Source organism: Streptomyces sp. MS191 (genome assembly GCF_008042125.1).
GTDB lineage: Bacteria > Actinomycetota > Actinomycetes > Streptomycetales > Streptomycetaceae > Streptomyces.
Map to the genome: position 1 here is coordinate 12,196 of NZ_RDBI01000023.1, position 25,451 is coordinate 37,646.

General features: G+C 73.6%; 21 protein-coding genes, 1 tRNA gene and 3 pseudogenes. 12 read left to right on the forward strand and 13 right to left on the reverse strand.

The annotated features are described in order from the left end of the window. Nucleotides 1-228 (reverse strand): Rrf2 family transcriptional regulator (locus EAO71_RS37425; RefSeq protein ID WP_187282535.1); only part of this gene is annotated, 228 nt, incomplete at its 3' end. 291 nt (nt 229-519) lie between these two features. On the opposite strand from EAO71_RS37425, the gene EAO71_RS02935 reads away from it, so the two are divergent. From EAO71_RS02935 to EAO71_RS02945, 3 genes are all read left to right on the forward strand, one after another. Beyond that, complete coding sequence (locus EAO71_RS02935; RefSeq protein ID WP_261991964.1) at nt 520-3,321, forward strand: FAD/NAD(P)-binding protein; 2,802 nt, start codon at nt 520-522, stop codon at nt 3,319-3,321. A 131-nt stretch (nt 3,322-3,452) separates the two neighbouring features. Continuing rightward, entirely contained in the window at nt 3,453-4,043 is a 591-nt protein-coding gene (locus EAO71_RS02940) for a Type-2Aa cytolytic delta-endotoxin (RefSeq protein ID WP_147976188.1), read from the forward strand. A gap of 182 nt (nt 4,044-4,225) precedes the next feature. After that, nucleotides 4,226-4,846, forward strand: coding sequence for an L-threonylcarbamoyladenylate synthase (locus EAO71_RS02945; RefSeq protein WP_147976189.1), 621 nt, complete (start codon nt 4,226-4,228; stop codon nt 4,844-4,846). Between the two features lie 97 nt (nt 4,847-4,943). Here the strand turns inward: EAO71_RS02945 and EAO71_RS02950 are convergent, their stop codons facing one another. Beyond that, the gene (locus tag EAO71_RS02950) at nt 4,944-5,696 is read right to left on the reverse strand and encodes a transporter substrate-binding domain-containing protein (protein ID WP_147976190.1); all 753 of its coding nucleotides are present in this window, start codon (nt 5,694-5,696) and stop codon (nt 4,944-4,946) included. Between the two features lie 534 nt (nt 5,697-6,230). On the opposite strand from EAO71_RS02950, the gene EAO71_RS02955 reads away from it, so the two are divergent. The 3 genes from EAO71_RS02955 (at nt 6,231) to EAO71_RS02965 (ending at nt 9,122) form a co-directional block, all read left to right on the forward strand. Continuing rightward, on the forward strand, nt 6,231-6,959 hold the full coding sequence (locus EAO71_RS02955; protein ID WP_147976191.1) for a GNAT family N-acetyltransferase: 729 nt from the start codon (nt 6,231-6,233) through the stop codon (nt 6,957-6,959). A 281-nt stretch (nt 6,960-7,240) separates the two neighbouring features. Beyond that, nucleotides 7,241-7,948: a cyclodityrosine synthase gene (locus EAO71_RS02960; protein ID WP_147976192.1), complete on the forward strand. Its 708-nt coding sequence runs from the start codon at nt 7,241-7,243 to the stop codon at nt 7,946-7,948. Continuing rightward, nucleotides 7,938-9,122 (forward strand): cytochrome P450, encoded by a 1,185-nt coding sequence (locus EAO71_RS02965; RefSeq protein WP_147976193.1) that lies wholly within the window; start codon nt 7,938-7,940, stop codon nt 9,120-9,122. Before EAO71_RS02960 ends, EAO71_RS02965 begins: the two co-directional genes overlap by 11 nt. 102 nt (nt 9,123-9,224) lie before the next feature. On the opposite strand, the gene EAO71_RS02970 is transcribed toward EAO71_RS02965, so the two are convergent. Then, a complete protein-coding gene (locus EAO71_RS02970) occupies nt 9,225-10,205 on the reverse strand; it encodes a hypothetical protein (RefSeq protein ID WP_147976194.1) in 981 nt (326 codons plus the stop codon). Here EAO71_RS02970 and EAO71_RS02975 point away from each other — a divergent pair. After that, nucleotides 10,162-11,685 (forward strand): MFS transporter, encoded by a 1,524-nt coding sequence (locus tag EAO71_RS02975; protein WP_147976195.1) that lies wholly within the window; start codon nt 10,162-10,164, stop codon nt 11,683-11,685. The two genes, EAO71_RS02970 and EAO71_RS02975, sit on opposite strands and share 44 nt — an antisense overlap. A 99-nt stretch (nt 11,686-11,784) precedes the next feature. Here the strand turns inward: EAO71_RS02975 and EAO71_RS02980 are convergent. Then, nucleotides 11,785-12,181 (reverse strand): annotated as a pseudogene (locus tag EAO71_RS02980) (alpha/beta hydrolase); the annotation flags it as partial. Between the two features lie 165 nt (nt 12,182-12,346). Further along, a pseudogene (locus EAO71_RS38465) lies at nt 12,347-12,514 on the reverse strand (alpha/beta hydrolase fold domain-containing protein); the annotation flags it as partial. Between the two features lie 462 nt (nt 12,515-12,976). On the opposite strand from EAO71_RS38465, the gene EAO71_RS02990 reads away from it, so the two are divergent. Then, on the forward strand, nt 12,977-13,738 hold the full coding sequence (locus EAO71_RS02990; RefSeq protein ID WP_147976196.1) for an NPP1 family protein: 762 nt from the start codon (nt 12,977-12,979) through the stop codon (nt 13,736-13,738). Between the two features lie 131 nt (nt 13,739-13,869). On the opposite strand, the gene EAO71_RS02995 is transcribed toward EAO71_RS02990, so the two are convergent. From EAO71_RS02995 to EAO71_RS03005, 3 genes are all read right to left on the reverse strand, one after another. Next, a complete protein-coding gene (locus EAO71_RS02995) occupies nt 13,870-15,303 on the reverse strand; it encodes an MFS transporter (protein WP_147976197.1) in 1,434 nt (477 codons plus the stop codon). A 196-nt stretch (nt 15,304-15,499) separates the two neighbouring features. Continuing rightward, nucleotides 15,500-15,997: a GNAT family N-acetyltransferase gene (locus tag EAO71_RS03000; RefSeq protein ID WP_147976198.1), complete on the reverse strand. Its 498-nt coding sequence runs from the start codon at nt 15,995-15,997 to the stop codon at nt 15,500-15,502. 170 nt (nt 15,998-16,167) lie between these two features. After that, the gene (locus EAO71_RS03005; RefSeq protein WP_147976199.1) at nt 16,168-16,443 is read right to left on the reverse strand and encodes a GlsB/YeaQ/YmgE family stress response membrane protein; all 276 of its coding nucleotides are present in this window, start codon (nt 16,441-16,443) and stop codon (nt 16,168-16,170) included. Nucleotides 16,444-16,675: 232 nt separating this feature from the next. Between EAO71_RS03005 and EAO71_RS03010 the strand changes: the two genes are divergently transcribed. Next, nucleotides 16,676-18,199: a glutamate synthase subunit beta gene (locus EAO71_RS03010; protein WP_147976200.1), complete on the forward strand. Its 1,524-nt coding sequence runs from the start codon at nt 16,676-16,678 to the stop codon at nt 18,197-18,199. A gap of 91 nt (nt 18,200-18,290) precedes the next feature. Here the strand turns inward: EAO71_RS03010 and EAO71_RS03015 are convergent, their stop codons facing one another. The 3 genes from EAO71_RS03015 to EAO71_RS03025 form a co-directional block, all read right to left on the reverse strand. Next, a complete protein-coding gene (locus EAO71_RS03015) occupies nt 18,291-18,842 on the reverse strand; it encodes a hypothetical protein (RefSeq protein ID WP_147976201.1) in 552 nt (183 codons plus the stop codon). Between the two features lie 58 nt (nt 18,843-18,900). Beyond that, entirely contained in the window at nt 18,901-21,294 is a 2,394-nt protein-coding gene (locus EAO71_RS03020) for a hypothetical protein (RefSeq protein ID WP_147976202.1), read from the reverse strand. Then, nucleotides 21,294-21,368, reverse strand: a tRNA-Pro gene (locus EAO71_RS03025). Before EAO71_RS03025 ends, EAO71_RS03020 begins: the two co-directional genes overlap by 1 nt. A gap of 270 nt (nt 21,369-21,638) precedes the next feature. Here EAO71_RS03025 and EAO71_RS03030 point away from each other — a divergent pair. Continuing rightward, nucleotides 21,639-22,253 carry a dihydrofolate reductase family protein gene (locus EAO71_RS03030; RefSeq protein ID WP_147976203.1) on the forward strand — a complete coding sequence of 205 codons (615 nt, stop codon included), beginning with the start codon at nt 21,639-21,641 and terminating at the stop codon, nt 22,251-22,253. Nucleotides 22,254-22,428: 175 nt separating this feature from the next. On the opposite strand, the gene EAO71_RS03035 is transcribed toward EAO71_RS03030, so the two are convergent. Then, nucleotides 22,429-23,346 carry a S1 family peptidase gene (locus EAO71_RS03035; RefSeq protein WP_147976204.1) on the reverse strand — a complete coding sequence of 306 codons (918 nt, stop codon included), beginning with the start codon at nt 23,344-23,346 and terminating at the stop codon, nt 22,429-22,431. A 903-nt stretch (nt 23,347-24,249) separates the two neighbouring features. Then, entirely contained in the window at nt 24,250-24,639 is a 390-nt protein-coding gene (locus EAO71_RS03040) for a VOC family protein (RefSeq protein ID WP_147976205.1), read from the reverse strand. A gap of 289 nt (nt 24,640-24,928) precedes the next feature. On the opposite strand from EAO71_RS03040, the pseudogene EAO71_RS03045 reads away from it, so the two are divergent. Both EAO71_RS03045 and EAO71_RS37430 read left to right on the forward strand, forming a co-directional pair. Then, a pseudogene (locus tag EAO71_RS03045) lies at nt 24,929-25,279 on the forward strand (alcohol dehydrogenase catalytic domain-containing protein); the annotation flags it as partial. Between the two features lie 39 nt (nt 25,280-25,318). Then, nucleotides 25,319-25,451: VOC family protein (locus EAO71_RS37430; protein ID WP_410093943.1), on the forward strand; the 133-nt coding region annotated here is incomplete at its 3' end.

Below are 25,451 nucleotides of genomic sequence, written 5' to 3' on the forward strand. Positions count from 1 at the left end.
TGAGGACGACGAAGAGGAAGCGGACGGGGATGTCCTGGCGGGCCGCGATGTCCTCCGCCTTGAGGGGACGGTCCGGGGAGCCGGCCAGTTCGTGAGGACGACGAAGAGGAAGCGGACGGGGATGTCCTGGCGGGCCGCGATGTCCTCCGCCTTGAGGGGACGGTCCGGGGAGCCGGCCAGTTCGGCCATCGCCCGGACCGCGTAGTCCGTTCTTGCTGAGATCCTCACCGGCTCAATGTCTCACGGTCGGCGCGAATGCGTCCTTCCGCGGACGCCCGGTTCCTCCTCCCGTGCAGGGCCGGTGCGCGCTTTCCCGCCAATGTGGTCCCGGGACGCGGGCGTTGTCGGCGAGGCGGGGTTGTCACTGCACATTGTTCATCGACATAGTGAACTTCGCCCGGCGGCCGACGCCGGGCACGAGCGCGATCCGCTCGGCGGCCCGCACACGGCCGCACCCGTCGGCGCACGACCCCTCGGCAGCCCGTCCCATCCCTGACCCGCCTTTGCTCGGAGGTACCCGTGGTGACCGCTCATCCGCGATCGACCGTGGCAGTCGTCGGCGCCGGCGCGGCAGGAGCGCTCGTCGCCGTCCAGCTGTGCGAGGCGGCCGCCCGCCGGCGCACCCCGCTCGACCTGCTGCTCATCGACCCGGCCGCGGAGGCGGGCCGGGGCACGGCGTACGCCACCGAGGTCCCCGAGCACCGGCTGAACGTCCCCGTGGGCGGCATGAGCTGCTATCCGGACGACCCCGGCCACTTCCTGCGCTGGCTCTGCCGGCACGGCGAATCTGCCGTCGGCGCCACCGACTTCGCCTCCCGCTACCGGTTCGGCTCCTACCTGGCCGACACCCTCGGGCGGGCCATCATCACCGCCCACGGCACGGTCGCCGTGCGGCGGCTGCGGACCAGGGCGACCCGCTGCACCGAGGCCGCCGGCGGACGCGTCACGCTCGCCCTCGCCGACGGGGGCACGGTGACCGCCGACAGCGTGGTCCTGGCCACGGGCCCCGCCGCCGGCGGAGCGGGCTGGGCCCCCGCCGGACTCACCGCCTCCGAGCGCTTCGTCGGGCGTCCGTGGGCGCCGGGCGCGCTCGACGCGGTGGGGGAGCACGACGACGTCCTGCTCGTCGGCACCGGGCTCACGGCGGTCGACCTGGCCCTCGTCCTCGACCGGCCCGGCCGTACCGTGCACGCCGTGTCCCGCAGCGGGCTGCTGCCCCGGCCGCACGCCGTCGCCCCGCTGCCGCCGGTGCCCCCGCCCCCGGGGCTGGAGGACCTGCCGCTCGACCGGCTCCGTACGGCCCTGCGGCGGCATTTCGCGGCCTGCCTGCGCGACCACGGCGACTGGCGGCCCGCCCTCGACGGGCTCCGGCCCCGGATCGCCGGGCTGTGGCAGGGCCTCGGGGACGAGGAGCGGGCCGAGTTCCTCGGCCGCGACGCCACCCGGTGGAACGTCCACCGGCACCGGATGGCACCGGCCACCGCGGAGACCGTCGCCCGGCTGCGGTCCGCCCGCCGGCTGCTCGTGCACGCCGGACGCATTTCCTCGGCCACGCCCACCGCCGAGGGCGGTCTCGCCGTCGGGCTGGCCGACGGCCGGGAACTCCGGGTCGCGTGGGTCGTGGACTGCACGGGCCCCGGCCTGCGCGCCGAGGGCACCGGCGACCCGCTCTGGAGCGGGCTGCTGGCCGACGGCCTCGCCGTGCCCGGCCCGCTGGGCATCGGGGTGGCCACGGACGCGGGCCGGCTCCTCGACGCCCGGGGGCGCGCCGGACACCGGCTGTACACCCTCGGCTCGCCCCGCCGCGGCGAACTGTGGGAGACCACCGCCATCCCGGAGATCCGCGCCCAGGCCAAGGAGGTCGCCGAGGCCGTCCTCGCGCCCCTCACCCCCGCGCACCGGGCCACCCGCCGCCGGCCCACGGACCAGTTCGGGCTGCCGCTGTCCACGCACGCCGCCGCGGCGTCGTCCTTCCGCAGCGGCCTCGGCCGGGTCGTCACCGTGCGGGCCAAGGCGGCCGAGGCGTTCACGCGCGCCACCGAACTGGACCCCGGCTTCGCCCTCGGGCACGCGGCGCTCGCCCTCCTCGGCCACGAGTCGGGTGCGGACGTCGACGTCGCCCGGGAACTCGCCGACGCGCAGCGCAGCGTGCAGGAACGCGGCGACGAACGGGAACGCTCCTTCGTCGACGTCGTCACCCGCCGCGTCGCCTCGCACGCGGCGACCGGCGCCGGCGCGGACCGCGACGGTGACACGGCGCTCATCGACCATCTGGACCGCTACCCCGGCGACGCCTTCGCGCTCAGCATCGCGGTGCCGACGATCGCCTTCGCGGGGGTCGGCGACCTCGACGGCACGCTGGCGCAGCGGCTGGTCGAACGGACCGCGCCGGCGTACGACGGCCACTGGTTCCACACCTCGCTGCTGGCCTTCCTCCGCCAGGAACAGGGGCGCGTCGACGAGGCCGGCGCCCTCGCCCGGGTCGCCCTCGCCGCCGAGCCCGCGTCCGGCCACGCCGTGCACGCCCTCGCCCACGTCCACTACGAGTCAGGCGACCACCGCGTCGGCCGTGACTGGCTCGACGGGTGGATCGGCGGCCAGGGGCGCGGCGCCGTCCACCGCGCGCACTTCTCCTGGCACGTGGCGCTGCACGAACTCGCGCTGGACGACGCGGCGGCCGTCCGCCGCCGCTGGCACGCCCAGCTCGCACCGCGTCAGGTGAGCGGGGTACGGGCGCTGGTGGACTCGGGTTCGCTGCTGTGGCGGGCCCACATGTCCCGGAACTGGACGGGGCGCGTGCCCGTCGACGGGGTGCTGGACGCCGTCTCCCGCGACCTGATCGAACGGCCCGCGACGGCGTTCACCGCCCTGCACGGCGCCGTCGCCCTCACCGCGGCCGGGGACCTGCCCGCGCTGCGCCGTCTCCGTACGCACGCCGCGGGCGCCGACGCCGTCCAGCGGGAGGTCGTCGTCCCGCTGTGCCGCGCGCTGGAGGCCGTACTGGAGGAACGGTGGACCGTGGCGGTCCGCGAACTCCGCGACCTGCTGCCCTCCCTGCGGCGGGTGGGAGGCAGCGCCGCACAACGCGAGGTGGTCGAGGAGACGCTGCTGTACGCGCTGGTGCGGGGAGGCCAGAGCGACGCCGCCCGCGGGCTGCTGCAGGAGCGCCTGGACCGGCGGGAGTCCCCGCTCGACCGGCGCCGGCTGGTCGACCTGGACGACCTCGTCCCGGTGGCAGGACGGAGCGCGGAGCGCGGGTCCGGCACGGCCGGCGGCACGGGTGCGCCGGACCTCGCCGAACTGGCCGTCGTGCGCGGCTGATCGCCGGCCGGCGGACGGCCGCACGACTCCCGGCAAACGGCGCCGTCCCGCACGGCGGGACGGCGCCGCCCCGGGACCCGCGGATCGTCATACTGACCCCTCTTGATCACCACCACGCCACAGGAGGAGTCATGGCCGCCACGTTCAAGACCGTCGTCGAGGTGGGTCCCGCGCACCTGGAACAGGCCCGCCGCATCGAGCGGCGCTTCCAGGAGTCGATCGCGCCCGCCACCGTCAACTTCGACTTCGACAACATCCGGGACGCCGCCGCGGCGATCCCGGACAGCGACATCGTGAAGATGGTCCGCGGCTGGGGACTCCAGGAGGACGCCCCCGTCCTGGTCATGGTCCTGTCCCTGAAGGAGGCCGTGCGACAGGCGCTCCCCGAGGAGTTCGCCGCCGCCGGGTTCTGGGACACCGTCGAGCGGGAGCTCGCCGGCGCCTTCACCGGGCTCGCCGCGCAGGAGGGCGAGCCGGGCCTGTCGTACTACGAGGAGGGCGCGGACCGCACCGCCTACTACCGGGACCTGTTCTTCGCCCTGCAGGACGAGGAGACCGGCGACCACATGTACGCGATCGCCTTCTGCATCGACGTGACCGTGGGCCTGGACAAGGCAGGGGCGGGCGCCCTGCGACTCACCGACGTCGCCCCGTACACGATCCGGCTCAACGCGATCGTGGTGCGCCAGCGGCTGCTCGCCGCCGTCCACCCCGCTGCCTGACCGGTGTCCGACCGGCGGTGACGCCGTCGCGGCCACGGCCGCGCCGCTCCGTCCCGTCCACCCCGCACCGGCCCGCCGTCCCGGGCCGGCCCCGCTCGTCCGCGTGCCGACGCCGCGTCCGACATGAGCGGTCGGGAGCCGGCGGTCCCGCCTGGTGGGAGCCGGGTAACTAGACTGGGCCAATGGCGAAATACTTCGACGTGCATCCCGAGAACCCTCAGCGGCGCGTCATCAGCGGCGTGGCCGACAGCATCCGCTCCGGTGCGCTGGTCGCGTATCCGACGGACTCCTGCTACGCGCTGGGAAGCCGGCTGGGCAGCCGTGACGGGATCGACCGGATCCGTTCGATCCGCAAGCTCGACGACCGGCACCACTTCACCCTGGTGTGCCAGAACTTCGCGCAGCTGGGCCAGTTCGTGCACATCGACAACGACGTGTTCCGCGCGGTGAAGGCGGCGACGCCCGGCAGCTACACCTTCATCCTGCCCGCGACGAAGGAAGTACCGCGGCAGATGCTGCACCCGAAGAAGAAGACGGTCGGTGTCCGCATCCCCGACCACGCCGTCGTCCAGGCCCTGCTGGAGGAGCTCGGCGAGCCCCTGCTCTCCAGCACGCTGCTCCTGCCCGACGAGGAGGAGCCGCTGACGCAGGGCTGGGAGATCAAGGAACGGCTCGACCACGTGGTGGACGTCGTCCTCGACTCCGGTGACTGCGGCACGGAGCCGACCACCGTGATCGACTTCTCGGGCGGCGACGTCGAGATCGTCCGCAGGGGTGCGGGCGACCCGAGCCGCTTCGAGTAACTCGGAGCCGTCCGGCCCGTCGTCGCGCGCGTTCCGCGGCGCGGCGGGGCGGGCGACGGAACAGCCCCGGCAGGCGACGGAACGGCCCGGCGGGGGATCAGTGCGGGGGCTGTCCCTGAGGTTCGTCCTCGGCGGGCGGGGCGACCAGTGCCGTGGAGCGGTGCGAGCGGCGCAGGGCGTCGGCCACGAAGCCCGAGGCCTTGAGCTCCTCGACCACGGCGCGGAGGAAGCGGACGGTCTCCGGGCGCCGTGTGACCGTCGTGCCCACGGCCTGCCGGATCTCCATGAACCGGTCCTCGATCAGCCGCACTTCGGGGTGCCCCGCGACGAACTCGGTCATCGGCTGCCGGATGCCGGCCGCGACGTCCAGACCCCCGGCGAGGAACGCGGCCACGCCCTCCGCCCCGCGCACCAGGGCGGCGTGCCGCAGCGTGCGGGTCAGGAACAGGTCGTAGGCCGACCCCTCCTTGACCCCGATCCGCACGCCCTCCGCGTCGACGTCCGCGACGGTCCGCAGGGCCGAGTCCCGGGGGACCGCGTAGACCCCCTCGATCACGACGTACGGCGCCGTGAAGGCGACGTCGGCCTCCCGGGCCGGTTCGACCGCGAGGAAGCAGAGGTCCGCCCGGCCCGTCGCCATCGCCTCGTACGACTTCCGTGCCGCGTCGAAGCAGACGAACTCCACGGGGACGTCCAGGCGGGCGCCGATCTCCCGGGCGAGGTCGACGGTGACGCCGGCCGGCTCGGCCGGGGTGCCCTGGGCGAGTACCGGATTGCCCAGGTTGATCGACGCCCGCAGCACGCCGGTGGGGGCCAGGTCCTCGGCGACGCCGACAGGAACGATCTTCATGGAGCGGAGTGTAGGCCGTGCGGTCGGGCCGTGGCCCCGGCGGGCGTCCGGAGCCCCGGCCGGGGCCGTGCGGACACGACCGGACGGGTCGGTCCCGAGGGCGGAAGGCCTCCTTCCGTGGACCCCGAACGGCGCAGTCGGCGCCCTGCCGTCCGCTTCGCCCGCCACTGGATCCGCCGGCGCGCGGATCGCCCTGCCGCGCGACGTCGATGCAGGTCAGAGGTGTTGCGAGGGCGGCTCAGGAGAGGCGTCGACACAGGGCCCCGGCCGCCTGCCGGACAAGATCGTCCACCTGGCGAGACGGCGGATCAGGCCTCGTCCCGGGCATTCACGAAGCCGTGTCCTCGGCTTCGTTTCAGGTTCTGTTCTGGGAGCCGCCGGGGCTGCATACTGTCCTCCTTCGCACTGGTGCGGAAGCGTCTCACCTGCCTGTTTGTGCATCCGGCAGGGCGCTCGGCATCCGGCGACCACCTCACCCGTTCCGTGCCGGGCATCGGCCGGGATGACCCCTGCGCGTGAAAGACCCGAGGATCCGTGCCAGTACCTGTTGTCCTTGCCGGGCGCACCGTGCGCCTGGAGCCGCTGGCCATGCGCCATGCCGAGGGCCTCGCGTGGGCCGGCGCACTGGACCGTGCCGCCTATGCCTACACACCGGTGCCCGACGGCCTGGACGCGGCGTGCGACTACATCGCCCGCGCCCTGACCGATCAGGCGGCGGGCAGGACGCTGCCGTTCGCCATGGTGAGCATGGCGGACGGACGCGTGGTGGGGTCCACCCGCTTCCTCGAACTCGACTACTGGCGCGGCCCGCTGGTGTGGCCGCCGACCACCGGCGTGCCGCACGGTGACCCGCTCACCTCGGTGCCCGACGCCGTCGAGATCGGCAACACCTGGATCTCCGCCGAGACGCGGGGATCGGGGATCAACGCCGAGTCGAAGCTGCTCATGCTCCGGCACGCCTTCGAGATCTGGGGCGTCCGGCGCGTGACGATGCGGGCCGACGCCCGGAACCTCCGCTCGCGCGCCGCCATCGAACGGCTCGGGGCCACCTGCGAGGGGGTCCGCCGGGCTCATTCCCGGGGTCTGGACGGCGTGGTGCGGGACACGGCCTTCTACTCGATCCTCGACGAGGAGTGGCCGGCCGTGCGGGACATGATCCAGCTCCGGCTGTCCTCGTCGCGGATGGTGGGTGTCCTCGACGACGCCTACCCGGGGGAGTACCAGGAGCACGGCGGCGGGAGCGGGCAACTGCTCCTGACCTGACGCCGGGGGCGGCGGGACGGGGTSACCCCGTCCCGCCGCCTGGCCGGTCCGGCGGTTCGCGTGAGCCGGTCCCCGCCGGCTCACGCAGCGGGCCCCTTGCCCAGGGACGGATCATCCCAAACAGTCGTTAGGGGTCAATTCCCGTCACATGTCGCTGATTTCGCGCCACCTCGCTTCTGAAATCGTCACTCTGTGAAGATCGCCGGTAACTTCATGCCGTCGCCGCCACACCAGGGGCACGAGGCCCCACGGGACTAGCGGCCCGAAGGACATCTCCTCACTTGACGACAGCGACCGACAGCTTCAAGGTCCAGCCGTACACGCGACACTGCCAAGTGATCCACCTCGAAGGCGCCCACACCGTCATCGGCGTCTCCCCGGGAAACAGCTACTTCTCGGCACAGCGCGTCGCCGACCTCGCCGCCTGGGGACTGCGCAACTTCGAGCATGTCGACCTCATCTACACGGACCTCCACGTCGACGACATGTACGAGGCCCTCGGCTATCCGCCCGACGAGGCCCGCCGCAAAGCGGTCAAGAACCTCCGCGGCGTACGTGCCAAGGTGAACAACGCCGTCGCCGGCCTGGACCCCGGCGGAGAGCGGCTCCGCGGACGCCCGATGTCCGCGCTGCTCGACATCCCCGCCTACCGCTTCCTGCGCAAGCACCTCGACGACCTGCTCGCCACGGACGCGGACTTCCTCGCGGCCTGCGACGGACTCGTCGAGTCCTTCCTCTCCTCGAAGGTCCTCGACGGGCAGGCGCCGACCGCCCGTCAGCGCGAGGTGTGCCTCCGGTACGTCTGCGCCGAGGCCCCGCTCTTCCTGGACACCCCCGCCGTCCTCGGTGTCCCCTCCTCCCTGAACTGCTACCACCAGCTCCTGCCGATGGCCGAACTGCTCTACTCACGCGGTTCCGGCCTGCGTGCCTCCCGCAACCAGGGCCACGCCATCGTCACGCCGAGCGCCGGAGACCGCCATGACCACTGACGTGCTGACCGACTTCCCCTTCTCCCCGCGCGGCGACCGCCTGCCGCCCGAGATCGAGACCCTGCGCCACGAACCGGTCAAGCGGGTCCGCACCATCGCCGGTGATCCGGCCTGGCTGGTGTCGTCGTACCCGCTGTGCAAGCAGGTGCTCGAGGACCCGAGGTTCAGTCTGAAGGACACCTCGGCGCCCGGCGTCCCCCGCCAGTACGCGCTGACCATTCCGCCCGAGGTGGTCAACAACATGGGCAACATCACCGGGGCCGGACTCCGCAAGGCCGTGCTCAGGGCGATCAACCCCAAGACCGGCGACCTCACCGACTGGATGCGCCGGGAGGCCACCGCACTGGTCGACGGGCTCGTGGCCTACGGCCCGCCGGCCGACCTGCGGGGCCGTTTCGCCAACCCGTACGCGGAGCACCTCCACTGCCGGATCCTCGGCATACCCGAGGCGGACGCGCCGCGCCTCGCCGCCAGTCTCGACATCGCCTTCATGAACTCGGCCTGCCCCGTCACCGGCGCGCGGCTCAACTGGGACCGCGACATCGCCTACATGGTCGAGCGGCTCGACGACCCGGCGACCACCGGTCTCATGGCCGAACTCGCCGCGCTGCGCGCGGACCCCGACTACGCCCATCTCACCGACGAGATGCTGGCCACCGTGGGCGTCACCTTCTTCGGCGCCGGCGTCATCTCCACCATGGGCTTCCTGACCATGGCGATCTTCTCACTGCTCCAGCATCCCGACGTCTGGGCGCGGCTGCGCGAGGAGCCGGGGAGGATTCCCGCGGCCGTGGACGAACTCCTGCGGATCAACCTCTCCATCGCCGACGGACTGCCCCGCCTCGCCACCGAGGACGTCCGGCTGGGTGACGTGGAGGTGCGGAAGGGGGAGCTCGTGCTCGTCCTCGTCGAGGCCGCCAACACGGACCCGGAGGTGTTCGCCGATCCGCACACCCTGGACCTCGACCGGCCGAACGCGTCGGCGCACCTGTCCTTCGGCGGCGGCGGCCACTACTGCCCGGCGACCGCGCTCGGGAAGAGGCACACCGAGATCGCCCTCGAGGTGCTGCTGGACCGGATGCCCGACCTGCAGCTCGCCGTACCCGTCGACCAGTTGGTGTGGCGTACGCGCTTCATGAAGCGCATCCCGGAGCGCCTGCCGGTGGCCTGGTAGACCACGGGCCGGCCCCCCCGGCACCGGAACCCCGCGGCAGCCGGGCTCCGGCGGGCGGCCGCCCGGCCCGCCGTGCTCGGCACGGCGGGCCGGGCACGGCACCTACTCGGCGGCGTTGCGCCAGACCGTCAGGTCCAGGGTCATGTAGGTGCTCGGAGAGTCCTCGGAGGAGAACCCCTGGACGGTGACGAGCCCGACGTGGCCCGAGCCCGTCGTCACACAGACCTGTCGGCCCTTCGAGAGCTTGTTCACGTAGACGTTCCTGGTGAACCGGGTGTCCTTGCGGCAGGTGTCGAGAGAGCCCTCCTGGCCCGGATCGAGGAGCACCAGGTTCCCGCCCGTGCTCTCCGCGTCCAGATAGCCGCCGGTGTCGTACGAGAGCTCGTAGTTGCCGTCCTCGCCGTCCTGCGGCCGTACGTCCTCGTCCCCGAGCGTGAGGTGGTAGCCGGCGGTGAGGTTGATGCCCTGGTAGGTGGAGGGCTCGGGTGTCCTGGCACTCGGCTTGGCGCTGGGCGCGGCCGAGGCGTCCCCACCCCCGCTTCCGCCGCTGCCACCCTGGCCGGCGTCGCCGTTCCCCTCGCCCTTCGAGGAGTCGCTGCCCTGGGCCTGCCGACCGTTCTCCTTGTCCTTGAGCAGGAAGTACGCCGTGCCGGCGCCCGCCACGCCGAAGACCAGCACCGCGGCGAGCGCGATGAGCAGTCCGCGCCTGCCGCCGCCCTTGCCCTTGCCGCCCGGCGTGGGCGGCACCGGCGCGGTCGGGTAGCCCCCGGACTGCTGGTGTGCGGCGGGGTACTGCGTGGGCGCGTAGGCATGGGCGTGCGCCGGTGCCGGCTGCGGAGCGTGGCCCGGGGGCGGAGTGTGCGGATGCGCCGGGGCCTGCGCCCCGGGCGGCGGCGTGTGGTGCTGCGGGGGCGTGTACGACCCGGGCGGACCGAACCCGGGCGGAGGCGTGGCCGGTGCGGTCGGCGCGTAGGAGGCGCCCGGTGCGGTCGGCGGCACCCACTGCATTCCGGAGGCCGAGAGGCCGAGCTCCTCCGTGATGCTCGGGGCGGCGATGCTCTTCGCGGTCTCGATGACGTTCATCGACCAGACCATCGTCGCGATCGCCGCCCCGAGCATCACGGAGGAGCTCGGCCTCTCGGCCTCCGGAATGCAGTGGGTCGTCAACGCCTATCTGCTCTCCCTCGCGGCCTTCTTCGCGCTCGGCGGACGGCTCTCCGACCTCTTCGGACACCGTCGGATCATGCTGATCGGCACCCTGCTCTTCGTCGTCTCGTCGGTGCTGTGCGGCTGCGTGCCGGAGGGCGACCTCGCACAGACCTGGCTGATCGCCTTCCGCGCCACCCAGGGCCTGGGCGCGGCCCTGATGTTCCCGGCGGCACTCGCCGTCGTCATCGCCGTCTTCCCGGTCGAACGAAGGGGTCGGGCCCTCGCGCTCTTCTTCGGGCTGTCGGGCGCGCTGACCGCGGTCGGCCCCCTGCTGGGCGGCTGGCTGACCTCGTGGACCTGGCGGGCGATCTTCTGGGTCAACGTGCCGGTCGCCGTCGTCGCGATCGTCCTCACCGTCCTGGCCCGGATCCCCGAGAGCCGCCGCCCCGAGCGACTGGACTTCGTCGGCGCCACGCTCGTCGCGGCCGGCATGGGCCTGAGCGTGCTGGGATTCCAGCAGGCGTCCGCCTGGGGCTGGAGCAGCGTCGCGACCTGGGTCTGCATCGTCGGCGGCCTGGCGATCCTGCTGGTCTTCCTCGGCTACGAGCGGCGCACCTCCGAGCCGCTGATCAACTTCGACGTCTTCCGCGACCGGGCCTTCACGATCGACAACCTCGTGCTCTTCTTCGCGATGCTCGCCTTCGTGCCGGTGTTCTTCTTCGCGTCGGTGTACGCGCAGGTGTCGCTGAGCGCCTCGCCGAACCAGGCCGCGCTGTACCTGCTGTACTTCTTCATCGGCTTCGCCATCGCCTCCCAGTGGGGCGGCAAGATCCTGGACAAGCGGGGCGCCCGCCCCGCCATGAAGACCGGATGCCTCGTCGGCGCGGTCGGCTTCTACCTCTGGGCGGAGAAGTTGACCGACCTGTCCATCCACGACCAGTGGCCGTACGTGGCCCTCTCCGGCGCCGGCATCGGATTCCTCCTCGCCCCGGCCTCCACCGACGCCGTCAACCGCTCCATCGGCGCATCGTACGGAGAGGTCACCGGAATCACGCAGACCGTCCGCAACTACGCCGCCGCCGTCGGCATGGCCGTCTTCGGCACCGTCCTGACCCATGTCTCCACCGACCGGATCTCGGCGACGCTCCAGGACCGCGGACTGCCGGCGGACGAGGCCGCCTCGACGGCCCGTCAGGTCGCCGAGGCGGTCACCGGCCATCCCGACGGGCAGGGTCCGTCCGGCGACGGGCCGGTGGCCAAGGCCCTGCAGGGCGCCGGCGACGCGATCCGGATGGACTTCGCCGAGGCCAACCAGTGGGTCTTCTACGGCATGGCGATCGCCCTGGCCGTCGCCTTCGTGTGCTCCCTGGCGCACCCCGGGACGCGGGTCACCGAGCAACCGCCCCAGCCCTGACCGAGCGGCCGGACGGGCTCTCGGGGCGAGTTCGGCGACCGCACGGCGAACCGGGCCCGCCGCCGCGCCGCCGCGGTCGCGGGCCGGGCCACGCGGCCCTCAGGTCACCCCGCCGGCACGCCGAGCCCAGCGGCCGGGCCCGCCGCCGCTGCCCGACCGGGCGACGACGCGCCGGAGCCGGCGGTCCCGCGCCTCGGGGGCGTCCCGGCTCAGGGCCGCCCCCGAGGCGGCGTACGTGGCGAAGCCGTGGAAGGGCCCGGGCCGCACGTGGAGTTCGGCCCTGCCGCCCGCCCACCGGATCGCGTCGGCGTACGCCACGCCCTCGTCCCGGAAGGTCTCGGCCGAGCCCACCTCGATGTACGCCTCGGGGAGCCCCGACAGGTCCGTGGCGCGGGCCGGAGCCTCGTAGGCAGGGCAGGTCCGCGTACCGGTCGCCCCGCGCCGCCCGCCAGGCCGTCGCGTTGGAGGTGCGGTCCCAGGTGTCGACGCCCGCCATCTAGGTCCTGTCCGGGCGGTCTTCTCGGGCCCGCGACGACGGCTGCGGCACCTCGCTGCGTTGTCGGAGTCCCCCGAGTACACCCGGTACGAGGGCGATCCTCCGCCTTGCTATGCACCACATCCGACGCCGCGGGCCGATCCTCCACGATCGCCCGGACGGGACCTGGTGGCTGGAGCAGGGGTCGTTGCGGTCGTCGAGCATCGGGCACACGAGTAACTGCCCGATCGGCACGGGCCCGCCACGATCACGGGTGAGCAGGGCCGGAGCCGCGGCGAGTCCGCCGCCGGCGCTCTTGCCGCCGACGACGACGCGCTCCGCGTCGATGCCGAGTCGGGCCGAGACTCTCCGGGGTGACCGGCTGCCGTGCCTCGTCCCCCAAAGCCGCCATCACCACGCTCAGTTCGGGACAGATCGGGGGAGCGGGACGGGGGTTCGGGGCGAGGCCGGGATCGGACGGCCGGTCACCGTCGCGCATGCCCTTGCCGTCCCGTCGGTGGCGGAGGGAAGACCGGCAGGTGTCCCGCCGGCGACGGTTCGTCTGCGCGTCCGGACGGCACGGGAGCGCTCGCGCGAGGTCCATACGGACAGTCAGCCACCTGACGGACAGGGCTCACAGCAGGTCTCCGGCGATGGGGGAGCGCCGCCGCACCCGCCCGGTACGGAAGAGAGGCCGTCCACCCTCTTGCCGTGCCGACCGGGTTCGCGAATGATGCACGGGCGTATCGGCCGACGTCGGCCGCGATCCGAGTGCCACCCCCCGAACCCCCCATGTCCAGGAGGCCCGCATTGCGGATGAACCGTCACATCCAGAGACCCTTAGTGGTGGTCGGCGCCGCCCTCGCGCTGGTCGTCGCCGTTCCCCAGGCGGCCTTCGCGGCGCCACCCCCGGCGCTGCCCTCCCAGGCCGAGGCGATCGAGCTGACCTTCCAGCCGGCCTACGACTACGACACCGACGGCTGCTACCCGACCCCCGCCATCGGCTCGACCGGGGTGCTGAACAGCGGGCTCAACCCCACCGGCGCGCTCAACGGCAACTGCCGCGACGCCTCGGACCTGGACAACACCAACGGCTACTCCCGCTGGAAGTGCAACAACGGCTGGTGCGCCGTCATCTACGCGCTGTACTTCGAGAAGGACCAGGCCGTTCCCGGCATCAGCCTCGGCGGCCACCGCCACGACTGGGAGCACGTGGTGGTGTGGATCCAGGGTGGTGAGGCCAAGTACGTGGCGACCTCCGCCCACGGCGACTTCGACGTCCACACGCGCGACCAGATCCGCTGGGACGGCACCCACCCCAAGATCGTCTACCACAAGGACGGCATCGGGACCCACTGCTTCCGCGCGGCCAACAACAACGACGAGCCGCCCGAGAACCACCGCCGTGCCTGGCAGTTCCCCGCACTGGTCGGCTGGTCCGGATACCCGCCGACGCTCCGGGACAAGCTCACCCAGGCCGACTTCGGCAGCGGGCACTTCGGCCTGAGGGACGACTCCTTCGCCTCCCACCTGACGAAGGCCAAGCCGGCGGGCATCCCCTTCGACCCGAACGCGTAGGCCCGGTCCGGGCGGCACGTCGGCCGTACGCTTCCGCCCCGGGGCGCCACCGGCACCCGGGGCGGAGGTGAACGGGCGGGCCCCGACCGACACCGACCAGGGCCCGAGGCGACACCGGCCCGTCCCCGTCGTCACGACCGGTGTTCCGGCAGAGGCTCCTCACCCTCCGAGGCGCGCAGCGACAGCGGCGGCAGCTTGCCGAGGGCGACGAGTCGCTGTCGTACGGCCATCACCGCGGCGGACCAGGCCAGGATCGCCACCCCGCCCAGCCGCAGGATCGCGTCGTAGACGTCCTCGGCGGGCCGCTGCGGCGTCGCCGCCGAGATCGCGGCCGCCGCCCCCGCCAGCGCGATCGCTCCCAGGGTCACCAGGAACGTCAGCAGTACCCCCGACGCCTCTCCCGCCCTGGCGGGCGGGACGACCTGCTGGGTCGCCACACCGGAGTAGGTCCAGCCGAGCCCCAGCCCGAAGCCGCACCACGCGAACACGGGCACGTACAGCCACCACGCGGTGACGTACGTGAGCGCGTACATCCCGGTCCCCGCCACGGCGCCCGCGAGCGCCATCACCGCGGTGGGCCGCATGTGACGGGCGAGCCGCGCCCCCAGCGGACCGCTGAGCGCCACGCACAGCGCGGGCGCGAGGAAGACCGTGCCCGCCGCGAGCGGGGACAGGTCCCGCACCCCCTGGAGGTAGAGCGTGGCGACGAAGACGGTCACGCCGTAGCCCATGTTCGCGATCGAACCCATGCCCGTCACCAGGACGTACGGGATGTTGCGGAACAACCGCAGATCGATCAGCGGGTGCGGCGTCGTCCGTTCCCGCGCGACGAACGCCCCGCCCGCCGCCACGGCCACGCCGAGGAACGCCAGTGTGCGTGGGTGGTCCCAGCCCCACGCGTCGCCCCGCTCGACGGCCAGCGTGAGGGCGGCCAGACCGACGACGACCAGGAGGCAGCCCACGAGGTCCAGCTCGCGCGGCGCCGAGTCGTCCCGCGAGTCCGGCACGTACGCCCAGGCGACGCACAGCGAGACCAGCGCCGACGGCACCATCGCCCAGAAGATCCACCGCCAGCCGGGCCCCTCGGTGAACCCGCCGCCCACGAAGGGACCCAGCGCCGTCCCGATGTTGGCGATCCCGAACGAGGCGCCCAGCGCCCTGGCGCGGGTCTCCTCCGGGAAGGTGTTGGTGATCACCGAGACCGACACCGGGAAGACGAGTCCCGCGCCGACCCCCTGCACGATCCGGGTCGCGACCAGCAGCCCCAGCCCGGGTGCCAGGGCGCATCCCAGGGAACCCGCCGCGAACAGGGCGATGCCCGCCAGCAGCGCGCCCCGCCGCCCGAAGACGTCACCGATCCGGCCGCCCACGATGAAGGAGCAGCCGATGGCGAGCATGTACGCGGAGAGGGTCCACTGGGCCGCGGAGACGTCGACGCCGAGTTCTTCCGCGATACCGGGCAGGGCGAGGTTCAGGGCGAAGAAGTCGAGCTGGATGCAGAACAGGGAGACCGACACGGCGACGAAGGCCCCCGTCCGCGCGGTCGGCGAAGCCACAGCGCGCATGGGCCGGTCCTCTCAGCCGACGCCGCCCGAACGCCGCCGACGCCGGTCGGCGGGATCCCTCCTCATTGTGGAACGGCGGTGGCCGGGCCGCAGCCCGGCCACGTCAGGGCTGACCCGCGCCGGCGGGTGGCAACGGCCCGCCCGCGCGATCGAGGAGCCGGCCGCCCGATCAAGGGCGGTACCGAAGCGGGGGCCGTCAGCACGCCCGTTCGTACTCGACCTGCTCCAGAGGGTTCCCGTCGCCGAAGTCGAAGGTGCGTGTGGCGCCGCTCTCGGCGAAGCCGGACTTGGCGTAGAAGCGGCGGGACTGCGGGGTGTCGCGCAGGGTCCAGAGGTGCACCCGCGTGAAGCCGTCGTCGCGCAGGTGACGCAGCGTCTCGGTCATCAACGAGGCGGCGATGCCACTGCCCCAGCCGTCGGGATGGTTGTAGAAGCTGTGGATCTCGGCCAGGCCCGGCCGGGTGGCCGAGGGCGCGAAGACGGCCACGGCCAGCGGGATCCCGTCGTCCTCGGCCAGGAGGATCGTCTCCGCCCCCCGGGCGATCCGTGCGTGCCAGCGCGTGCGCCGGCTCCTGACCCCCTGCACGGCGAACTCGGTGGCGAAGAAGGGGGCGTAGGCGGCCTCCCAGGCCGCGGCGTGGATCTCGCCGAGGACGTCTCCGTCGTTCGGGCCGGCGCGACGAACTGTGACCATCCGCTGATCCTATCCGCAGGGCCGCCGCGGACACCGGCGACGCGACGGCCGGGGAACCGGGTCCTGCCGCGACCGTGACGTCCGGCATCCGCGGCCGCGTTCGTCGCCCGGCCGTCGGGCCCTCGGCGGGGGAGGACGTCACCCCTGCCGACGGCGCGCCGGGCTCGACGTCAGGCGCGGCGACGCGAGCGGCCACCGGCGAACGCCCGGTAGACCAGCAGCAGGATGATCGATCCGACGACCGCCGCGATCCAGGTCGACAGGTCGAAGAAGCCGTCGATGGAGTCGATGCCGAATATCTGCTTGCCGAGCCAGCCGCCCAGCAGCCCGCCCGCGATACCGATCAGCGTCGTCACGATCAGTCCGCCCGGATCGCGGCCCGGCGTCAGCGCCTTGGCGATGAGCCCGGCCAGCAGACCGATGACGATCCAGGAGATGACACCCATGATGCGCTCCTCTTCCTCGTGGCTTTCCCGTGCATCCGTCGATTGCCTCCTTCACCGAATGCGCGCGATCCCCGGACTCAAACGTCGGCCGCGGCGGGGCCCGGCACCCGTCCCGGCGACGGCGGCACCCGGGGACGTCCGGCGGGCCCCCGGTACGCCGCCGCCCGCGCGCCGCGGGCGTACGCTGAGGAGAACGGTTACCGGACCCCTGAACAGCCCTGCCGAGGGTGCCATGACCGATCCCGCCGGCTTCATGCACATCGCCCGGCGGCCCGCGCCCGCCAGGCCCACCGAAGAGCGCCTCGGGGACTGGCACGAGGTGCACGCGGGCCGGCCGCTGCTGCCGCTGGTCTCGTCCCAGGCCCGCCGCTGCATGGACTGCGGCGTGCCCTTCTGCCACGGCGGCTGCCCGCTCGGCAACCTCATCCCGGAGTGGAACGTGTACGCCGCCCACGGCGAATGGGCCACGGCCTCGGAACGGCTCCACGCCACCAACAACTTCCCCGAGGTCACCGGCCGCCTGTGCCCCGCACCCTGCGAGGACGCCTGCGTCCTCGCGCTCACCGGCGAGCCCGTGACGATCAAGAACGTCGAGCAGGCGATCGCCGACGAGGCATGGGCCCGCGGCCACGTCCGCCCGCTGCCCCCCTCCCGGCTCTCCGGCCGGTCCGTCGCCGTCGTCGGTTCCGGCCCGGCGGGCCTCGCGGCGGCCCAGCAGCTCACCCGCGCCGGCCACGCGGTCACGGTCTACGAACGCGCCGACCGCCCCGGAGGACTGCTCCGCTACGGCATCCCCGACTTCAAGATGGAGAAGGCACTGCTCGACGCCCGGATCGCGCAGATGGAGGCCGAGGGGACCCGGTTCATGCCGGGCGTCGACGTCGGCCACGACCTCGACGCGGCACGGATGCGGGACGAGCACGACGCCGTGATCGTCGCGACCGGTGCGACGGAACCCCGCGAACTCCCGTGCCCGGGGCGCGAACTGGACGGTGTCCACCTCGCCATCGAGTACCTGACGGCCGCCAACCGCGCCGCCGCCTCGGGCCGGACGCCCTCGGCCCTCTCGGCCCGGGGCGAGGACGTCGTGATCGTCGGAGGCGGCGACACGGCCTCGGACTGCCTCGGCACCGCCCTGCGCCAGAACGCCTCCTCCGTCGTCCAGATCGACATCAATCCCATGCCCGGCCCCGACCGCACGGCGGACGAGCCCTGGCCGCTCGTCCACCCGAGGATCCACCGGTCCTCCCACGCCCACGAGGAGGCACGTGACCGCGACGGCGCGGACCCCCGGGCCTTCGCCTCGGTCACCATGCGCTTCGACGCGGACGCCGCCGGCCACGTCCGCGCCGTCGTCCTGAACGAGGTGGAACCGGGAACCAGGCGGCCCCGTCCCGGCACGGAGCGCGCGCTCCCGGCCCACCTGGTGCTGCTCGCCCTCGGCTTCCGCGGCCCGCGCGACGACGCGCGCCTGACCGCACCGCTCGGGCTCACCCTCGACGACCGCGGCACCTTCGCCCGCACCCCCTACTTCGCGGCGGCCGCCGCACCGGGCGCGCTCCCGCCCGGTGCGGGCCCGCCGGTCGCGGGTACGGAAGGGGTGTTCGTGGCCGGTGACGCCGGGCGCGGCCAGTCCCTGGTCGTCTGGGCCATCGCGGAAGGCCGCGRCGSCGCGGCCGCGGTCGACGGCTACCTGCGCGGTACCACCGAACTGCCCGCCCCGATCCTGGCGACGGACCGTCCACTGACCGCGTGAACGACGGCCCCCGAACGCGCCCCCTCATCGCCCCCGGGCCCACCGCGGGGGCCGCCCGGTCCGCGCCGACGCGGCCCCTCCCGCCCGGGGTTCACCCCGGTGGCCGGTCCCGGAACTCGTCCGGCCCGGACACCGGCGCCTGGATGCTGTGGACGTCTCCCACGCGCAGGCGGTCCGGCGTGCTGTAGCGGCCGTAGGTGCCGATGACGCGTACGGCCACGCGCGAGTCCGGCTGCCAGAAGGTCCGGAAGTACGGCGTGTTGGCCGCGGCCTCCGGGATCTCCAGCAGCGGAACGCCGCGTCGGTCCAGCAGCCTGCGCAGGGTGTCGTACCGGAGCCGTGGCGCGAACCGCCCGTAACGGTCGCGGAGCGCCGCGCCGACGAGGGAGCGGCGCCGTTGCGCGAGCCGGTGCACCTGCAGGGTGAAATGGTGGCCGGACCACGGGTCGGTGGGCCGGTCACGCTCCCAGAAGAACTCGACCAGACCGTGGTCGCGCCACATGTGGTGCCTGCCGGAGACGTTCTCGGCGTAGTCCGTCCCCAGGACCTCCCCGAGCCGCTCGGGCGAGTCCGTGGGGCGGGCGCCGAGCACGGTCCCGGTGGTGACGACGTCCACGTAGAACGCGAGGGAGTACGGCGTCACCGGCCGGCCCCCGCCGTCGCCGCTCCCCGGGGGTTCACCCCGGTGAGCTGCCGCGCCCTCACCGGGACGCTCCCCGGGGCGGCGCGAGCAGCCAGTGCGCCTCGGTGCTCCAGCCCAGGAACCGTCGCGCCGCGCCGTCCCGCGCCGTACCGTCCGCGCCGAAGGAACCACCGTCCGCGACGAGGCGCAGACCGGCCAGCGCGGGCGCCAGCCGTTCGGCGACCCGGGCCGACCGGCGAGCGGCCTCCTCGGCCAGCAGGTCCGGTACGAGCGCCCGGGTGGCCGGCTCGGCCAGGGACAGGTGGAAGAGCATCTGCCGCCAGGCGTACGCGGCGTCCTTCACGGTGGCCAGGGCCCGCACCGGGCCGTCCAGACGGGCCGTCAGCCGGCACACGAGGTCGAAGCCGCGCAGCGCGAGCACCGCCCAGCCGTCCTCGTTCCCGCCGCCGTGCGCCCGGGGTTCGTTCCGGGGCCCGGGCACGGACCCGGCGCCCGGCGTGACGCCGACACGGCCCACGAGCGTGGCCAGGTTGTGGGTCGTGATGATCTGCGCCTGCTCGATGACCATGCCGTTGCCCGCCACCGACCAGGATCCGGGATTCCCCGCCCGCCGCGCGCACAGCGCGTCGAACTCGGGCGACGTCCGGCTCGGACGCGAACGCAGGAGGTTCCGGCTCGCCTCCAGCACGGCCAGGTTCCGCACCGCCGCGTAGTCGATGCCGTAGTACCGCTCGTAGAGCGTGCCGCCGAGCAGTTCGGCCGCCACTCGCGCGGCGGTCAGGAACTTGGGGCTGAAGCCGCCCGTGAAGATGTCGGCGGCGAGCTCCTCCACCAGCGGCGCCCCGAGATCCGCCTGCCGGGCGAGCACGGACAGCTCACGCACCAGGACGTTGGGCAGGAGCGTTCCGGGGAACGCGCGTACCGCGGTCTCGCCGAGCTCCCGCAGCAGTTCCCGGGCTGCCCGCTCGCCGTCGGGACCGTCGTTCCGGTGGCCGGCCACGGCCTTGACCCAGGGCAGTTCCTCCACGCGGACCTGGTGTTCCAGGTTGAGCAGGAGCAGGGACCTGCGCCGGCGGAAGGCGCGGTAGTTCGCCGCCATCAACGCCGGGAGCGTGTCGCCCGCGTACGTCCGCGCCGTCGTGGCCGCCACCAGCTGGGGGAGCAGCTCGGCCAGTACCTCGGCCGACGGCACCAGCCCGCGCTCCACGAGCGTGCCGAGGGGCGCGTCGAGCGTCCCCTCGACGACGCGCCGGACCGGCGCGGCGAGTCGAGCACCCGCCGGCAGGTCCCACTCCCGTGCCTCGCGCGCGCTCACGTCGGCGACCAACGGCGCGACGTCCGAGGCGCCTCCCTCCTGAGGAAGGCCGGCGAGCCTGTGGTCCGCCAGCCGTGCGAACACGTGGTGGGAAGGGAGGGCCGCCTGTGCCGCCTGCTCACGGCGCAGGGCGGTGTGCCGGGCCGAACCGGGCTCGCCACGGCGGCGCACCATCGCCGCGACGGCGGTGCGCAGCAGGCCCAGTCGGCGCGGTTCGAGCGGACGCCGCGCCACGCTCTCCTGCAGCGCGCCGATCAGGATGCCCAGATTCCCCTTCGGGTCACGGTGTTTGCGGCAGCGGGTGTGCGCGTCGGCGAGCCTGCGGTACTCGGCCACCAGCTCCGCCCCCGCGTGGTACCAGCGTTCGTCGGGGCGCCGTTCGAGGACGCGCCCCGAGACGTCGGTGGTCTCCAGCCAGTGCACCAGCACCCGGTCGGCGAACGGATTCCAGACCGTCAGCGCCTCCCGCTGTGTCTCCACCGCGTCGTGGGGTCGCCGCCGGCCCAGGCTCTCGCGTGCCTCGGCCACGGTCCGCCGGCTCACGTTCCCGGCGCCGCCGAGACGCACCGCCGAGGGCCGGGGGAGGAAGCGCAGCTCCCGCGCGTGCGGTGCCAGTTCACCGGCGAGCGAGACGGCGCCTTCCACTTCGCCCGCCCGGGCGAGCCAGGCCACCGTGAGCAGCGCGGCCTCCTCCGGCACGGTCACCTCGTACCGCCCGCTGTCCAGCAGATCGGCGAGCTCCCGCAGACCGGGCTCGGTGAGGTGGTGCGCGAACAGCGCCTCACGTGTGACCGGCAGCCCGAACCGCCGTGCGGTGTCCTGCTCATGGGGGAGGAGGGGGCCGGCCGCGCTCGCGGAGCCCGTGACGAATCCGCCGCGCACGACCTCGGGGGTCACCCACACGGGGAGCCCCGAGACCGGCGTCCTCGACCCGATCGTCAGACGTCCCTCGCGGATGCCGTCCAGGACGGCCTGCCAGCGGCTGCCCCGTTCGGCCGCTCGCCGACGCGTCCCGGCGTCGTGATGCGCGAGCGCGGTCGTCAGGGCCTTCGCCCACTGGTCCACGGCGTAGGAAGGGGCCCCGTCGGCGGCCCGGTCCCCCGTACTCGGTTGCTGCTGCTCAGCGTTGTCGTCCATGGCCGACGTGGCGGGTTCCGCCCCCGCGCCCTCCGGGTCCCGAGCCCGGCGCTCCGCTACTGAGCTACACGTCGATGATCGGCGACCCTATGATCCGCGGCCTGCTCCCCTCAACCGGATATTCGCTCGCCCACGGCGTGCTGCGAAAGCGCCGCCGTCCGTCCGGGACCGGGCCCCGCGGCACCCGGTGCGCAGGCGATCGCAGGGCGGAGGGTCGCTCTCGTACGGGGCGTACTCCTCCCGTCACCGGAAGGGCCCGGTGGTTCGGGGCGTCGTCCGGACTCCGATCGCCGGATCGCCTTGGATGGGCCCGTACGCCCGCACACGCCCCTCGGGAGACCGGCATGAGGAAGATCAAGGCGCAGCTGTTCATCTCGCTCGACGGTGTCGTCGAGGCGCCCGACCAGTGGCACTTCCCCTACTTCAACGACGAGATGGGCGCGGCCGTCGACGCCACCCTCGGCCGGGCCGACACCCTGTTGCTCGGGCGGAAGACGTACGAGAGCTTCGCTGGCGCCTGGCCGGACCGGGAGGCGGCGGGCGGAGCGGACGCGCCGTTCGCCCGGATCCTCGGAGACGCCCGCAAGATCGTCGCCTCACGGGGCCGGCTCGACTTCACCTGGCGGAACTCCGAGCAGCTCTCCGGCGAACTCACCGACGGGGCCGCCGCGCTGAGGAACGAGGAGGGGCGGGACTCCGCCGTCTGGATCAGCGGGTCCGTGTCCGTGGTCCGCCAGCTCCTCGCCGCCGGTCTCCTGGACGAACTCAACCTGCTGGTGCACCCGATCGCGGTGCGCGGCGGCCTGCGCCTGTTCGAGGACGACGCGGCCCCGATCCCCCTGCGGCTCGTCTCGGGCGAGACCTTCCGTACGGGCGTGCTGAACCTGTTCTACGCGCCGGTCGGTTCGGCGGGCGAGGGGACCTACGAGGACGCCAAGGCCCATCTGCCGCAGCCCTGACCGGGCCGGCGGTGTCGCGCGGTGCCCGGCCCGTGTTCGGTTCGGACGGCCGCCCCGCGGTGCGGGGCCCGCTGAAGCCGTCCGGCCGACGGCCCCTGAGGGACCGCCGGCCGTCGGTGCGCGCACTCGGGCGTGGCCCGGATCCGCCGCGTCCGGCGGATCCGGAGGACACCCCCTAGAAGATGCTCACGCCGTAGGCGCTGAGGGCCTCGGTCACGGGCTGGAAGAACGTGGTGCCGCCGCTGGTGCAGTTGCCGCTTCCGCCGGAGGTGAGACCCAGCGCGGTGCTGCCGGAGAACATCGCGCCGCCGCTGTCGCCGGGCTCGGCGCAGACGTTGGTCTGGATCAGGCCGTAGACGACGTCGCCGCCCCCGTAGTTGACGGTCGCGTTGAGACCGGTGACCGTGCCGCTGCGCAGGCCGGTGGTGCTGCCGCTGCGCTGGACGGACTGGCCCACGGAGGCGTTGCCCGCGGCGGTGATGTCGCGGTAGCTGCCGTTGTAGAGGTAGACGCGGCCGTCCGCCGCCGAGGCGTTGGAGTGGCGGATGATGCCGTAGTCGTTGGTCGGGAAGCTGGAGCCGGCCCGGGTGCCCAGCACGGTGGTGTTCGCCGAGTTGGTGTACCAGGTGCTGCCGATGTTGGTGCAGTGGCCGGCCGTGAGGGCGTAGTAGGTGGAGCCGCTGCGGACGTTGAAGCCGAGGGAGCAGCGGCCGCCGCCGGCGTAGATGGCCTGACCGCCCGCGATGAGCTTGTTGAACGTGCCGGAGGTGCGCTTGATCTCCAGCGACCCGGCGCGGTCGCCGGCGGCCTTCTTGATCGTGGCGAGCTCGGCGGCGGACACGGTGGAGTCGGCGGTGAGGACGATCTTGCCGGTCGCCTGGTCGGTGTACCACGCGGTGCCGGGGACGTCGGCGCCGAGCACCGCGTCGGAGGCGACGGCGAGCTGGGCGGCGGTGGCGCGGCCCGCCGGGGCGGCGGCCGCGGACGAGGCGGGGACGGCAAGCGCTGAGGCGGCCAGGAGCGCGGAGGCCACGGCGATCAGCCGGGCGCCCTTCGCGGTTCCGCCGAGGGGGGACAGACGCTTGAGGTTCACTACATCCTCCGGTGGGGGAGTGGGACCCGTTGGGTGGACGGGCCGGCGCAACGATGAGACGGGTCCGGGTCGACGGGTGAGCCGCCATGGACCTGTCAAATCTCGACGGGTGAATCCTCGAATCCGGACGGTGCCCGCGGCAAGAACGCCTTTCGGCCGATCTACGCGCGTTCAGGTGCTCGGAGGCGGTTCGCTGATCCCGGACGGCCTGGACGGGCGGGGCGGCGGAGGCCGATGAGGCGCGGGGTGCAAACACCGGAGAAGGTTTGCTGACAGGGTTTCAGGGGGTCGGATTCCGGGGTGCCTGGGGGTGGTGTCCCCCTGCCGAGAAGCGGAGTGATGCGTACCGTTTCGCCTGCTCAACCGGCGGTGTGGGCGCGCTCCCACGCCGGGCGGCGCCCCTCGGAGGGCGGCGCCGCGCGGGGCGCGGTGGAAGAGGTAGCGGGCGCACAGATCCGGGTGTCCTGCCGGCGTCCCGGTGGTCTGCCGACGTGGCCCCGGCTCCGGACCTCACGTGCCCCCGCGAGCCTGTGGTCCGGTCGCCGGCGCCTCTCGATGCCGTAATCGTTCCCCTTCGCCCCGCGCGGCCCGGTGTCCGGATTCCGTCCTCTGCCGGGGCTGAGCGCCGGGGGGACCGGTTCCGGGCCGCCACGAGGCTCCGGACGGCGCGTCGCCGGAACGCTCCCGGCGCCCTCGTCGAGAGCCCGGTTGCGGGCTTCCGTGAAGGCGCGGAAGCCCGCCCGGAAGCCCGAGTCCATGGACGCGTACTCCGCGGCTCCGAGCGACTGCCGGGAGGCGCCGGCGATCCGCGGGCCCATCTCCATCCAGGACGGCGTCGGCCCATGGTCTGCCGTCTGCCGTCAGCCCACCGCCCGCTCGCGGGCGACGCCGTGCTCCACGCCGTCAGACCGACCAGCCGGTCGCCGCGATCGTGAAGGAGTGACCCGCCGGGTCGCTGAAGAGGCGGGCCTCGCGCGGGCCCTCCTCGGCGTCCGAGTCCAGGGGCCGGGCGCCCAGCGACACCGCCTCGCGCTCGGCCTCGTCGATGTCCTCGGGGCTGACCAGGATGCGCAGGTGCGCCTGCTGGGAGTCCTCGGGGCGAGGCCAGCTCGGCGGGGCGTAGCCGTGGTCCCGGTGGATCGCCAGACGGACGCCTGATCCCCCGATGACCTCGATCAGATCGGGGTCCTCGCCGACCTGGATCTCGCCCCCGAGCAGTTCCGCGTAGAAGTGCGCCAGCGCCTGCGGCTCCGCGCAGTCCAGTACGAGCATGCTTGTCTTCGTGACGGTCATGGCCCGCGATTACCCCGGGCGGGCGGACGTATCCCCGGCGGGAAGCGGCCGGCGGTGGGGGCCGAGCAGCCGCTGCGGCGCCCCGGGCCCCGCCGCCGGACAGGCCCCGCGGACGTGGCCGGCCACCCGAGTGCCCCGTCCTGCGGCGGGCGGCCTCGCTTTGGCCCGATCCTTGTACATCATGACCATCCGGCCGCTACTGAAGGAGGTTCCACCGGGGCGAATCTGAGGGCGCGCCAGAAGCACGGCGCGGCCCGCACACGGAGACCGACGAAACGAGCCCGTCCCGATGGACCACACCACCACCCCCTCGACCATGCGCGCCGTCACCCAGGACGTCGCCGGACCACCGGAGGTCCTCCGCCTCGTCCGCACACCGCGCCCCGTGCCCGGCCGGGGCGAGATCCTCGTCCGGGTGCAGGCGGCGGGTGTGAACCCGGCCGACTGGAAGACCCGGCAGCGCGGCGTCTTCTCCGACGGCACACCGGCGCCCTTCACCCTCGGCTTCGACGTCGCCGGAGTGGTCGCGGAGGTCGGCGCCGGGGTGACCCTCTTCCGGACCGGCGACGCCGTCTTCGGCATGCCGCGCTTCCCCCACGTCGCCGGGGCGTACGCCGAGTACGTCGCCGCCCCCGCCCGCCCGGGGTAATCGCGGGCCATGACCGTCACGAAGACAAGCATGCTCGTACTGGACTGCGCGGAGCCGCAGGCGCTGGCGCACTTCTACGCGGAACTGCTCGGGGGCGAGATCCAGGTCGGCGAGGACCCTACGCGGAACTGCTCGGGGGCGAGATCCAGGTCGGCGAGGACCC

What these genes read in the sequence shown, in the direction of transcription:
- EAO71_RS03005 (WP_147976199.1), bottom strand. Translation starts at nt 16,443, where the DNA reads ATGGGTGTCATCTCCTGGATCGTCATCGGTCTGCTGGCCGGGCTCATC.
- EAO71_RS03040 (WP_147976205.1), bottom strand. Translation starts at nt 24,639, where the DNA reads ATGACCGTCACGAAGACAAGCATGCTCGTACTGGACTGCGCGGAGCCG.
- EAO71_RS03020 (WP_147976202.1), bottom strand. Translation starts at nt 21,294, where the DNA reads ATGGACGACAACGCTGAGCAGCAGCAACCGAGTACGGGGGACCGGGCC.
- EAO71_RS02945 (WP_147976189.1), top strand. Translation starts at nt 4,226, where the DNA reads ATGGCGAAATACTTCGACGTGCATCCCGAGAACCCTCAGCGGCGCGTC.
- EAO71_RS03000 (WP_147976198.1), bottom strand. Translation starts at nt 15,997, where the DNA reads ATGGTCACAGTTCGTCGCGCCGGCCCGAACGACGGAGACGTCCTCGGC.
- EAO71_RS02975 (WP_147976195.1), top strand. Translation starts at nt 10,162, where the DNA reads ATGCTCGGGGCGGCGATGCTCTTCGCGGTCTCGATGACGTTCATCGAC.
- EAO71_RS02970 (WP_147976194.1), bottom strand. Translation starts at nt 10,205, where the DNA reads ATGAACGTCATCGAGACCGCGAAGAGCATCGCCGCCCCGAGCATCACG.
- EAO71_RS02990 (WP_147976196.1), top strand. Translation starts at nt 12,977, where the DNA reads ATGAACCGTCACATCCAGAGACCCTTAGTGGTGGTCGGCGCCGCCCTC.
- EAO71_RS02965 (WP_147976193.1), top strand. Translation starts at nt 7,938, where the DNA reads ATGACCACTGACGTGCTGACCGACTTCCCCTTCTCCCCGCGCGGCGAC.
- EAO71_RS03030 (WP_147976203.1), top strand. Translation starts at nt 21,639, where the DNA reads ATGAGGAAGATCAAGGCGCAGCTGTTCATCTCGCTCGACGGTGTCGTC.
- EAO71_RS02940 (WP_147976188.1), top strand. Translation starts at nt 3,453, where the DNA reads ATGGCCGCCACGTTCAAGACCGTCGTCGAGGTGGGTCCCGCGCACCTG.
- EAO71_RS02995 (WP_147976197.1), bottom strand. Translation starts at nt 15,303, where the DNA reads ATGCGCGCTGTGGCTTCGCCGACCGCGCGGACGGGGGCCTTCGTCGCC.
- EAO71_RS02950 (WP_147976190.1), bottom strand. Translation starts at nt 5,696, where the DNA reads ATGAAGATCGTTCCTGTCGGCGTCGCCGAGGACCTGGCCCCCACCGGC.